At 61.0% G+C, this 12,071-nt stretch carries 11 protein-coding genes; 6 read left to right on the forward strand and 5 right to left on the reverse strand.

All coding sequences use genetic code 11. The features are described 5' to 3' along the window. Positions 1 to 22 precede the first annotated feature (22 nt). From KO490_RS15835 to KO490_RS15860, 6 genes are all read left to right on the forward strand, one after another. Positions 23 to 1,054: a TRAP transporter substrate-binding protein gene (locus KO490_RS15835; RefSeq protein ID WP_216020393.1), complete on the forward strand. Its 1,032-nt coding sequence runs from the start codon at positions 23 to 25 to the stop codon at positions 1,052 to 1,054. A 62-nt stretch (positions 1,055 to 1,116) separates the two neighbouring features. Continuing rightward, on the forward strand, positions 1,117 to 1,674 hold the full coding sequence (locus tag KO490_RS15840) for a TRAP transporter small permease subunit (protein ID WP_216020394.1): 558 nt from the start codon (positions 1,117 to 1,119) through the stop codon (positions 1,672 to 1,674). A 16-nt stretch (positions 1,675 to 1,690) separates the two neighbouring features. Then, a complete protein-coding gene (locus KO490_RS15845) occupies positions 1,691 to 2,992 on the forward strand; it encodes a TRAP transporter large permease (protein WP_216020395.1) in 1,302 nt (433 codons plus the stop codon). Positions 2,993 to 3,001: 9 nt separating this feature from the next. Continuing rightward, positions 3,002 to 3,700 (forward strand): cyclase family protein, encoded by a 699-nt coding sequence (locus tag KO490_RS15850; protein ID WP_216020396.1) that lies wholly within the window; start codon positions 3,002 to 3,004, stop codon positions 3,698 to 3,700. Then, positions 3,700 to 4,620, forward strand: a complete 921-nt coding sequence (locus tag KO490_RS15855; protein ID WP_252727250.1) for a polysaccharide deacetylase family protein — start codon at positions 3,700 to 3,702, stop codon at positions 4,618 to 4,620. The genes KO490_RS15850 and KO490_RS15855 overlap by 1 nt, the downstream gene beginning before the upstream one ends. Further along, positions 4,617 to 5,996, forward strand: a complete 1,380-nt coding sequence (locus tag KO490_RS15860; protein WP_216020397.1) for an amidase — start codon at positions 4,617 to 4,619, stop codon at positions 5,994 to 5,996. Before KO490_RS15855 ends, KO490_RS15860 begins: the two co-directional genes overlap by 4 nt. Positions 5,997 to 6,956: 960 nt before the next feature. On the opposite strand, the gene KO490_RS15865 is transcribed toward KO490_RS15860, so the two are convergent. From KO490_RS15865 to KO490_RS15885, 5 genes are all read right to left on the reverse strand, one after another. Continuing rightward, positions 6,957 to 7,664 (reverse strand): aspartate/glutamate racemase family protein, encoded by a 708-nt coding sequence (locus KO490_RS15865; RefSeq protein WP_216020398.1) that lies wholly within the window; start codon positions 7,662 to 7,664, stop codon positions 6,957 to 6,959. Then, positions 7,664 to 8,539, reverse strand: a complete 876-nt coding sequence (locus tag KO490_RS15870; protein ID WP_216020399.1) for an ABC transporter permease — start codon at positions 8,537 to 8,539, stop codon at positions 7,664 to 7,666. Before KO490_RS15870 ends, KO490_RS15865 begins: the two co-directional genes overlap by 1 nt. Before the next feature lie 3 nt (positions 8,540 to 8,542). Then, positions 8,543 to 9,403 carry an ABC transporter permease gene (locus KO490_RS15875; RefSeq protein WP_216020439.1) on the reverse strand — a complete coding sequence of 287 codons (861 nt, stop codon included), beginning with the start codon at positions 9,401 to 9,403 and terminating at the stop codon, positions 8,543 to 8,545. 149 nt (positions 9,404 to 9,552) lie between these two features. Continuing rightward, positions 9,553 to 10,812 (reverse strand): PotD/PotF family extracellular solute-binding protein, encoded by a 1,260-nt coding sequence (locus KO490_RS15880; RefSeq protein ID WP_216020400.1) that lies wholly within the window; start codon positions 10,810 to 10,812, stop codon positions 9,553 to 9,555. Between the two features lie 37 nt (positions 10,813 to 10,849). Further along, entirely contained in the window at positions 10,850 to 11,848 is a 999-nt protein-coding gene (locus KO490_RS15885; RefSeq protein WP_216020401.1) for an ABC transporter ATP-binding protein, read from the reverse strand. Positions 11,849 to 12,071: the final 223 nt, after the last annotated feature.

Below are 12,071 nucleotides of genomic sequence, written 5' to 3' on the forward strand. Positions count from 1 at the left end.
CTCCAACAAGGACAGACCACTCATGAAACGCATTCTGACGACTGTCGCGCTTATCGCGGGTTTTGGCGTACCCGCCTTAGCTGAGACCCTAGAGTTCAAGGTGCTGGGCCAACCGGTTTCGACCGGCAAGCTGTTCGACGAACTGGAAAAACCCTTCTTCGAAAATTTCGCCGAAAGCACCGGACTTGATGCGAATGCGTCGTTCAGCCCGGTTGATACGACCGGGATCAAGGACCTCGAAGGCCTTCGCATCGCCAAGGGCGGTCTGTTCGACATCGTCTCGCTGCGTTTCTCGCCCATTTCGCGCGATGCACCAATCGCGCTCGGATTGGATCTTGTCGGGCAGAACCCAGACTACGAATCCGCTCGCCGCTCGGTCGACCTGTTCCTGCCCGAGGTCGCATCGGTCTTTGCCGACCAGTTCGACACGAAGCTGCTCGGTGTCTGGCCTTTCGGACCGCAGGTTCTGTTCTGCAAGCCCGAGATTGAAGGCCTTGCCGATCTGAGCGGTCAAAAGGTCCGCGTATTCGACCAGAGCATGGCGAATTTCATCTCGTCCGTTGGAGGTACGCCGGTTCCCATGCCCTTCCCCGAGGTGCAGCAGGCATTGCAACGCGGTGTGGTCGATTGCGCATTGACCGGTCCGAGTTCAGCCAACGCCGCAGGCTGGCCCGAAGTAACCACGACCGTGATGCCGCTTGGCTTCAGCATCGCCTTCAATGGGTACGGGATGAACATGGCTCGCTGGAATTCGTTGGATGCCGATCAGCAGACTGCCATGCAGACCGCCTTCGATACCCTAGTAGGGGACATCTGGACCCGTTCGGAAGAGCTGTACGACGAGGCCCTGCGCTGCAATGCAGGCGAGGAACCCTGCGAGAACCTTCGCAGCTACGATCTGACAGTCGTCGAACCCACCGAGGCCGATTACGCGACTGTCAAAGACGCGCTTGCCAACATCTCGTTCCCTGCGTGGAAGCCGGTCTGCGATGACGCGACAGAAGGGTGTTCGGACGCCTGGATGGAGACCATCGGCACCGATCGCGGTCTCTGAACGCCCCACGTCCCGGCCTCCGGGCCGGGACAGGTTGCCACCCACGAGAGGACCGACTTTCAATGAGGATCGTTTCCGATATCGCCGCCTGGATCTTCGGCGCCACCATGCTGGGGCTTGCCCTGTTCGTGACCGCAGACGTGGTTTGTCGCAAGTTCATCGGCATGTCCTTCGAAGGGGCAGATGAACTGGGCGGATACGCGCTGGCTGTCGGTGCCGGATTGGCCTTCGTCGTGGCGATGGTGAACCGCGCCCATATGCGCGTCGATGTAATCTACGCCCGCTTGTCGGTCAGGTTCCAGGCGATGCTGGACCTTGTTGCCCTGGCGACGCTTCTTGGCATGGCGCTGCTGCTCATGCTGCTGGGCTGGCAGATGTTGTCGGACTCGCTGGCCTATCGCAGCACCGCCCCCACGATCTGGGCGACCCCGCTGGCCTGGCCGCAATCGGCGTGGCTCGGGACGCTCGTCATGTTCGCACTGATCTGTGCCATAGCCCTTGCCCAGGGCATCCGTATGGCCCTGCAGAGTGACTGGCACCGACTGAACAATGGCTTCGGAACATCACCCGAGAAGGACGAGCTTGAAGCCGAGCTGGCCGACCTGCAGCGCCGCACCTGAGGCAAAGAGAGAGAACATGGATATCCAGACCGTCGCCATCGGCTTCGCCGTCATGCTGGCCTGCCTACTGTTGAGCGTCCCCGTCGCTGCAGTCATGACGATCACCGGCGTCGTTGGCGGGGCAGCGCTCTATGGAATGCCGCTGGTCAATTCGATGGGGTCCGTTGTCTGGGGCGTTCTCAACGACAGCCTCATGACCGCCATTCCGCTGTTCATCCTGTTGGGCGAGATCCTACTGCGCAGCGGTATTGCCGACCGTATGTACGAAGCCTTGTCGCTCTGGCTGGGACGGTTGCCCGGCGGCCTTCTTCACTCCAATATCGGCGCAAGCGCTTTGTTTTCGGCGACCTCGGGCTCCTCGGTCGCGACGGCGGCAACGGTCGCCACCGTCTCCTTGCCTGCACTCGACAAGCGAGGTTACGCCGTGCGCCGCTCGCTAGGCACGCTGGCTGCCGGAGGCACCCTGGGGATTTTGATCCCGCCATCCGTCAATCTGCTTATCTATGGTTCGCTTGCCGGTGAATCAGTTGCGCGGCTGTTCGTTGCGGGCATCTTGCCAGGCATCCTGCTGACATCGCTATTCAGCCTCTATATCGCCATCGAGGCCAAGCTTTTCCCGGCAGGCGAGCAGAGTTTCGAAGCGGTGGATTGGAGCGCGCGCTTCGCGTCTCTGAAACATCTGGTCGGGCCAATGGTCATCTTTCTAGTGATCACCGGCTCCATCTATACGGGCTTTGCGACCCCGACCGAATCTGCCGCCCTGGGAGTCGTCGTGGCATTGGCGATCGTCATGTTCCGCCGCGGATTGTCGATCGACTTCATGAGACAGTGCTTCTTCAATACCGCACGGACGTCGGGGATGATCCTTCTGATTGTGACCGGCGCCTTCATGTTGAATGTTACCTTGTCTATCGGCGGCGTCGCGCAGGCTGCTACCGACTGGGTCGCCTCGCTCGGGCTGTCACCGACGGGCCTGCTGATCGCTTTCATCCTCTTCTACATCATCCTTGGAATGTTCATGGATGTACTGTCGATGATGGTCCTGACCATCCCCGTTGCCCTTCCCATCGTCACTCAGGCTGGTATCGATCCGATCTGGTTTGGAATCTTCATCATCCTGATGTGCGAACTTGGACTGATCACGCCCCCGGTCGGCATGAACCTCTATGTAGTGCATGGCGTGCGGTCAGATGATGGGCCTTTCCGCGACGTGGCATGGGGCGCCCTACCCTATGTCGCGCTCATGATCCTGTTCACGCTGATCCTGATTGCCTTTCCCGCGATCGTGACCTGGCTGCCCGCGCAGATGCAGGGCTGAGGAGACCACATGACCCGCATTATCGACCTCACCTTGCCATTGGCAGATGGCCTCCCGGCGCTCGGACGGCTGGCAAGACCCGTCGTCATTCCGCACACGACGCATGAAGCATCAAAGAAGTACGCTCAAGGCACCCCTGACGATCTACTGACATTCAACACCTGGTATTTGGGAATGCTGGATCACACCGGCACACATATCGACGCGCTGTCGCATAACGACCCGGACGGCCTAACCGTGGATCAAATGCCCCTGGACTGGTTCATGGGCAAGGCGGTCTGCCTTGACCTGCGCCATGTCGGTGACAAGGGAGAAATCACTGCCGATGATATGGAGACCGCAGCCACCAAGGCCGGCGTCAAGATCGACGGGCATATCGTGCTGATGTGCACTGGCATCAACGCACGCCATTGGCCAGATCCCGCCATCTGCTTAATGAACCCACAGGTCACCGCGGAGGCGACGCACTGGCTTCATGATCATGGCTCGCGTGTGCACGGGGTCGAAGGCCCCTCGACCGACCGCGTCGAAGAGAACCTGTTCGTCAATCATCGGATCTGCCGGGACCTCAAAATGGTGCATTACGAATGGCTCTGGAACCTCGAGGAGGTTCTTGGCATCGGTGAGTTTCAGTTCCAGGGCATACCCCTACGGATCGAGGGCGCATCAGGATCTCCGGTCCGCGCATTGGCTTTCGTGGAGAACTGATGCCCGCGTTGATTCATGGCGACATGGCCGAAAGGCTGGCGGGCCTGCAGGGGGGGCGGGATGCATCGTCCGGCCTGCGTTGGCCCGGCAACGCGCACGTCGCCCTGTCCTTCGTCCTGAATATTGAGGAGGGATCCGAGCGGAATGTGATGGACGGCGATCCCGCATCCGAGCATCTGAACTCGGATATGCGGACCGAGCCATGGACAGGAATGCGGAACCCCGTAATCGAGTCGCATTACGAGTATGGCAGTCGTGTCGGTGTCTGGCGGATACTGGACCTGTTTCGGGATCGTCGCCTTCCGCTAACCGCCTTCGCGACAGGACAGGCACTTGAACGTATTCCCGCGATCGCCGAGCGGCTTGTTGTCGACGGCCATGAAACTGCCGCCCATGGGTGGCGATGGATCGATTATCGCGATGTTCCCCCGGAGGTAGAGGCCGAACACATCGGCCGGACCGTTGAAACGATCAGGCGATTGACCGGACAGGCGCCGCGTGGGTGGTACACCGGCCGCATCAGTACGAATACGCGCAGGCTGGTACTCGAGCATGGGGGGTTTACCTATGATTCCGATGCCTATGACGACGACTCGCCCTACTTCCTGACCCATTCATCGGGACGGCACCTCGTCCTGCCATATTCGTTCGATACAAACGACATGCGCTTTGCATCCTCGCCCGGTTTCGATACCGGCAGGGACTGGCTGGACTATCTGATTGACAGCCTGGACGTGATGTCGCGCGAAGGCGCACTCAGACCGCGAATGATGTCTGTCGGGTTGCATTGCAGACTGGCAGGGCGCCCAGGCCGGATACGCGCGCTGGAGCGGTTCATGGATCACATCGCGGATCGTACGGACGTCTGGATCGCTCGGCGCGAAGACATTGCCCGGCACTGGCTGGAACATTCCGCATGACATCGCAGCGAAACGAAGATGCAACCGATCTGGCAGCCCGCCTGAGAGCCGGAGAAGTCAGCTCGGTCGATGTGACGCGAGCATCGCTTGCTCGTATCGACGAGTTGGACGCTGATCTAAATGCCTTCATCACGGTGGATACCGACGGGGCCATCGCCACCGCAATCGATCTCGACCGCCGGCGCAGGGACGGCCTGCCCTGCGGGCCTTTGCACGGGTTACCCGTGGCAATCAAGGATGTGACGGCTACGAAGGGGATCCGGACCACTCAAGGCTCGATTCTCCACGCGGACCACGTTCCAGACCGGGATGCGGAGTCTGTGGCACGCCTGCGTCGCGCAGGCGCCGTCATCGTTGGCAAGACCAACACCCCCGAATTCGCCTTCGGTGCAGTCTGCACCAACCAGTTGAAGGGACCTACACGAAACCCCTGGAACAGGGATCTGACATCGGGCGGGTCCAGTGGCGGTTCTGCCGTTGCGGTCGCAACGGGAATGGTCGCGTTGGCGCAGGGTACGGATTTCGGCGGCTCTGTCCGGATGCCCGCATCCTTTTGCGGAGTTGTCGGCCTTCGCCCCACGCCAGGGCGCATTCCCGAACCGGACCGGCCATTGGGCTGGTCTCAGTTGCAGACGCAAGGAGTTCTGGCGCGATCGGTCCGCGACACCGCACTGATGCTGGACGTCATGAGCGGTACGCATCCCGATGATCCCGTCCATCCCGGCTCACCCAGACCCGTAGCGGCCGAACTGCGCATCGCTGCGAGCCTCGATCTGGGCGGCGCATTTCCAGTCGATCCCGAGGTACGTCTCGCCTTCGTGCGCGCTCTTGCCGATATCGAGCGTCATACCGGACCGGTCACCCGCGCACATCCTGACATGACCGGCGGAGCCGAGGCCTTCAAAACACTCCGCGCGGCAGAATCCTGGTTCCGGTCCGGCGAGCTGGTGAGCACCCATAGGCATCGGCTGAGCCCGTCCTTCGTCTGGAACGTGCAACAGGGCCGCACTATCGGCGCGGCTGACTATCTTCGGGCAGAAGCTGTCCGCACGACCCTGTGGAGGCGGGCATCAGCGTTCTTTGCTGATCATGATGTCCTCATAATGCCGAGCTGCGCGGTGATGCCCTTCTCCAACGATACGCTGGAAGTTCTCGAGGTCGGCGGCAAGACTCTTCCGTCAATCATCGACTATCTGGCCTGCACTTTCCTGATCTCGCTTATTGGGTTCCCGGCCGTTTCCCTGCCAGCCCCACGCGTCAGGAACCAGCTGCCATTCGGCATTCAGCTGGTCTCCTCTCCCGGAAACGAAGCTGTTTTGCTTAGTCTGGCTTCCGCACTCGAAACGAAAGGCTTTGTCCAGCGCTGGACCCCATAGGAGAACGCGGCAGCGCGTGAATACGAGGCACCCGTAGCACGTCGAGAATATTCATCGGGAGGTTTGGCCAGGCGCGCAGCTTTCAGATCGCACAGGGTCAAAGCACGACCTGGTCTCTAAGACCAATGGTATCATTGCATGACCTCGGCCTCCGGCGTGCTCACCAACGTCTCGCCATGCGGCCGGCCACAGCGGTATTGCGGACGTTGCGGCTGGCCATGAGGGCAATGCGGAATATCCCCCCGGCGGAGACCGTATAACGTGTTTCGCGCACCGATGATAAACCTACCCTTATAGCCGGCCATCAGTTCAACCCCGAGGCCGGGGCTCTTCTTCCGCGGATGTCCCGTGCCGGCGACATTAGGGGGATCCAGAGATGATCCGGATCGTGGAAAAGAGCTATCTAGGGCATCAGCAGGCCTCAATCACGACGCGGCGATCAGGTGTGTCGCGCCCGTTGCCGATGATATGGCGGCGGCAATATCGGGCGGGCCAACTCCGCGTTGATAGGTCGCCCGCTTTCCACTCGATGGTGGTTTCGTCCATGGCATCTGCGGCCGGTGCCCGCAGTCGCACAGGCGGGGCCCCGCGATACACTAGATCTCCGGCACGATATCCTGCTCCCGCGATAGGCGGCAGCTCCTCGTCCACCCGTCAATGGGCCCGGCGGTCGGGCGCGCTACTTCGGGCCGCGAAAGGAAGATGATCGCCACCATGGCGGGGTGCACATGTGTGGCGCGAGCGGTGTCACCGACCTGCGGGGCAGAAGGGACACCTTGGAGCTGCCGGTCCAGCGGTCTCGGGCGCGATCCGCATGCGATGGCGAATTTTCCCACCTCTGCGGAGGCAGGGGGCGACCTGCTCAGACTGATCTGTGAATTGCACCGACTTTCTTTGACGTCTTCGCATGTTATCGGGCGCAGCCGCTCGATCGGGGCGTCTCGAACTGTCCGGCCTATGTCATCGCGCCACTTTCGCTCTTGGTGATGCGTATGCGCCGCGCTTCGATGTACGGAGCCCGGCCCCTGCCAAGGCGGAGACAAGCGACAAGCCAGCCGCTATGCCTTCGATCACGGGGCATCTGAACTCTTCGGACAGGCTCGCGGCAAGCGGGGCCATCCCCGCGCAACCGAGCATAATTGCGTCGGCCCCATCCTGCTTGAGCGCAGCACTGACCTCGCGACGGATCGCCGCGACCGCGGCTGGAGTACCCGCATCAATATCCAGCACTTGGATGTCTGCGGCGCGCAATCCAGCACAGCGCGTTGCAAGCCCGTAGCGTACAAGGTTGCCGCGCAATACCGGCAGCGCTTCTGGTACCGAGGTAACGACTGCAAAACGATCCGCGACCAGCGAGGCAAGATGCGCGGCGGCTTCGCCGATGCCCACCACAGGCGAGCCCGCAAGGCAGCGTGCTGCGTCCAGGCCGGTATCGTCGAAACATGCGATCACATGACCATCGACGCCTTCACGTTCGGCGTCCTCGATGCGTTCGAGCATCCACGGGACCGCGCGTGCGCCGTCGACCGGTCCCTCGATGGAGAGCGGCCCGCCGGCAGCGCCGGTAACGATCAAATCGATGCCCGGCATCACAGCACGCCTTGCCGAGGCCGCGATGCCTGCGGTCATTGCTTCGCTTGCGTTCGGATTGACAACATGCAGGCGCATCAGTTGCGCAGCCTGCGACGTTGCATCAGCCCTATCAGGGTGAAGGTCACCAGTACCAACACGATCGAGCCTCCGGTGGTCGCTGTCCCGAGCGCATAAATCTCGGGGTCAGTCACGGTCGTGGTCTTGGCGGCAAGTTGCATCGGCAAGGTGTTGTCGGCGCCCATCACCTGGCTGGATCGTGCCAACTCGTCCCAGCTCAGAGTGAAGCCGAATACCGCGACGCCGATCAAGAAAGGCGCGATCATCGGCAGGGTCACATGTCGGAAGGTCTGCCAAGGGTTCGCGCCGAGGTCGCGAGCCGCCTCTTCATAGGCCGGATCGAAGCGGTTGAATACCGCGAACATGATCAGCAACCCGAACGGGAGAGTCCAGGTAAGATGCGCGCCCAGCCCCGACGTGAACGGACCAACCGCTGAGACGAAGTCCTGTTCGATCCAGTTGATACCGGCATTTGCCCCGATTGCCTTGATGGCATCGTCGATAAGTCGAAACTCGAGTGCGATCCCGAGGGAGACAACGATAGACGGCACAATCAGGCTGGCAATGGCGACGTACAGCAGCAGCGTGGCGCCGCGGAACTGTTTTCGGAAGGCAAGTCCTGCGAGAACCGAGATCGCCACCGTCAGTATCATGACCACCAGCGCCAGCCCGAAGGAGCGCTTGAACGCCCCCGAGATATCGACCTGTCCGCCACCCGCCCAGAGCCGTTCGAACCAGTGGGTAGAAAAGCCGTTCATGGGAAACACCAGCCCTCCCTGAGGGCCCTGGAACGACAGCACCAGAACTGAGATCATCGGGCCGTAAAGGAACAGGACGAACAGTCCGAAGAAACCGGCGAGCAGGTAGAATGATCGGGTGCGCCTTTCGGTCATGGCTCAGAGTTCCCTGCGAATGTCTACGAGTTTCAGAAGTGCCCAGACCCCGGCGAGAACCGTTGCCAGCAGGATCACCGCATTGGCTGCTGCAAGCGGGAACTGCAGGAACTGCATCTGCGTCTGGATGACCTTGCCCACCGAGGCGATCTGCTGGCCGCCCATGATGCCTATGGTCATGAAATCGCCTACGACCACCGTAACCACGAAGATCGAACCGATCAGAATGCCCGGCCGGGCCAGAGGCAGGATGACATGGCGCAGGGTTTGCGCTCCTGTGGCACCGGCATCGTGCGATGCCTCGATCAGCGCGGGATCTATGCGCATCAAAGAGTTGAAGATCGGCACCACCATGAACAGCGTGTAGAGATGGGTAAGGGCCAGGATCACGGCGAAATCGGAGTATAGCAGACCCTCGAGCGGGGTGTCGGTCACCCCCATCGCCATCAGTGCCTGATTGACCAACCCGTTGCGCCCCAGGAGGGGGATCCACGAGATCATCCGGATGACAATCGAGGTCCAGAACGGGATCGTGCATAGCACGAAACAGATCACCTGTACCTTCAAGGTACGGACATGGAAGGCGAGGAAGTAGGCGACGGTGAAGCCGATTACGAGCGTCGTAGCCCATACCACGATGCCAAACTTCAACGTCGAGAGATAAGTCCGGAAAGTCGTGCAAAGACCTGGCAGCTGGTCAAAGCAGCCGTAGAAGACATCGCCGTAGTTCTGAACCGTCAGGGCCGGCTCGATGGAATACTGGGTGTACTGCCAGAAGCTCACTATCACCGTCGCGGCCAGCGGCAGCACGAAGAAGATGAGGAACACGAGGGCTATGGGTGCCGCCTGAAGGTAAGGCGCCATGGTCGCGGCAATGCGGGTTCCGCGCCGTCTTCTCGGCTTGCGTATCAAATGTCCGGGGTCGGCCGTTCGCGCATTCGTCAGCCCCGGTTCGTTGGTGGGGGCGGAGGTCCGGACTTGCCGGACCTCCGTCGGAATGTCGGTTACATTGGTCACGCGGCGATGAACTCGTTCCATTTGCGCACCATGTACTGGTTCTCGTCCATCACCGCATTCCAGCAGGCAACCGCGCCCATGCGCGCTTCGTAGGAGCCGCCGTCGCGTACCGCGCCGGCCTTCTCGAGCAGTCGCCCGTCCGGCGCGAGGATGTCTTGCTCGGCTGCGGCACCCTCGTACCAGTAGGCCCATTCGTAGGCTTCCATATACTCTTTCGCCGTGCCCAGAACCGCCGGATAGTATCCCTGCTTGGACAGATGGGCTCCTGCCCAGCCCGACAGGAACCAGTTGATGAACTCGTAGGCTGCGTCTTCCTTGCGGCCATCGATGGTGCGCGGAAGTCCGAAGCCCGAGGCCCAGGCGCGGTATCCCTCCTTCAGCGGCTGGTAGACACATGGAATCCCCTGGGTGCGCACGGCAGTGACGGCCGGCGACCACATCGACTGGATAACGACCTCGCCCGATGCCATCAGGTTCACAGATTCCTGAAAATTCGACCAGAACGCGCGGAACTGCCCGGCGCGCTTGGCCTCTATCAGTGCCGCGATGGTGGCGTCGATCTCCTCTCGGGTCATGTTGCCCTTGTCGCCATAGATGATGTCACCGCGCGCCTCGAGCGCCATTGCCGCATCCATGATGCCGATAGACGGGATGTTCAGGATCGACGCCTTGCCGGCAAAGTCCGGGTCGAGCAGCGATGCCCAGGAGGTGATCTTCTTGTCGATCAGGTCCGGACGGATACCCAAGGTATCGGCGTTGTAGGTGGTTGGGATCAGGGTGATCCATTCTGTCGGCTCGGCCGCGAAGCTCGTGGCGTCCGCACTCTCGAGATAGAGAACCTCATGGGGCGCGGTACCGTCCCAGCCGACTTTCTTGCCGTCTACGGTGCCTCGGGCGATGACGCTTGCAAGGTCGTCCACCCGATCGATGCGATTGGCATCCATCCCCTTCATGTTGCCCGAGGGCACAAGGTTCGGCAGCGAGAAATACTCCGAATCGACCAGATCGAACGAGTTGGGCTGGGTGATCACGCGGCGCGGCACTTCGTCGGTATTGACGGCGATGTACTCGATGTCGATGCCAAGCTCTTCCGAGGCCTTCTGTGCGATCGCAGGCGATTGGTTTACCGCGGTCGACAGGTAGCGCAGCGTCACCCGACCTTGCGCATGGACGAAGGGTGCGGGCAGGGCTGCGCTGCCAGCCAGGGCAGCGGCACCGCGCAGGACCGAGCGACGCGTTGGCTTGGACATGGTCATCGTGTTTCTCCTGTTGAGGCCTTTTTCATTCGTTCGTTCAGCGATCGAGTGTCAGCACATGCGCAGCGTCAGTGCGCCAGCCGACGCCTACCACGGCGCCTGGGGTCAATGGCTGGTCGAAGAAGGCGCGCTCGCCGATCACTGCGGTCAGGCTTTCGCCGGCCTCGGTTTCAAGGCCTATCCGTACATCGACACCGCGGTATTCGATCTCGCTCACTGTCGCGCGCCGGCGCGCGTCGGAGGCTCCCGCATCGGACAGGACAGCAAGGTCGTCAGCGCGCAATGTTATGGTGCGATCACCGTCCTCGAGGATGTTATGTCCACCGATGAAACGTGCCACGAATGGCGTACGCGGGGCGTTGTATATCTCGCGCGGCGGCGCGGCTTGGACGATACGACCGTCGTTCATCACAACCATCAGATCCGCAAGCGCCATCGCCTCTTCCTGACTGTGCGTGACATGAATGAAGGTGATGCCCAATTCGGATTGGATGCGTCGCAGTTCCGATCGCATGCGCACCCTCAGAAACGGATCGAGCGCTGAAAGCGGCTCGTCGAGCAGGAGTACTGACGGCTTCGTCATCAGTGCGCGCGCTAACGCAACACGCTGCTGCTGACCACCAGAGAGCTGGTTCGGCAAACGGTGTGCGTAGTCCTCCATCGACACCAGTTCGAGCATGGTCGCGGCGCGAGCTAGCCGCTCGGCTCGGGCGACGCCCTTCATATGGAGGGAGAATGCGACATTCTCAGCCACGCTCAAATGTGGGAAAAGCGCGTAGTTCTGAAACATCATCGCCGTGCCACGTTCGGCTGGCGTGTCATTGTTCACGACCCGTTGCCCTATGACGATGTCGCCGTCGGTGACCTCCTCGTGACCAGCGATCATACGAAGGGTGGAGGACTTGCCGCAGCCTGATGGACCGAGCAGGCAGCAATAGGTACCTGCCTTGATCTTCAGGCTGATAGCATCGACTGCCAGTGCATTATCGTAGCGTTTGGTAACAGCGGCGAGTTCGACTGATTGGGCTTGGGACATTTACATCTCCATTCTCGAACCCGACGGAAGCGAGGAAACTGCATGCGCTCAATTGCTTCAAAGTGATTTGATGCGCCGTTCGCCCCATCGCCGCTATTTTGCGCAGAGGTTCGATGCGGCTGCCCGAATGGCAAGCGGAACACCGACCCACATTGTTGAGAATATGTTCGGCGTTGGCCGGAACACCGAAAGTGACTGGCTGCCGCTCGGCAACGTCTGCCCC

Source organism: Paracoccus sp. C2R09 (genome assembly GCF_018860625.1).
Classification (GTDB): Bacteria; Pseudomonadota; Alphaproteobacteria; order Rhodobacterales; family Rhodobacteraceae; genus Paracoccus.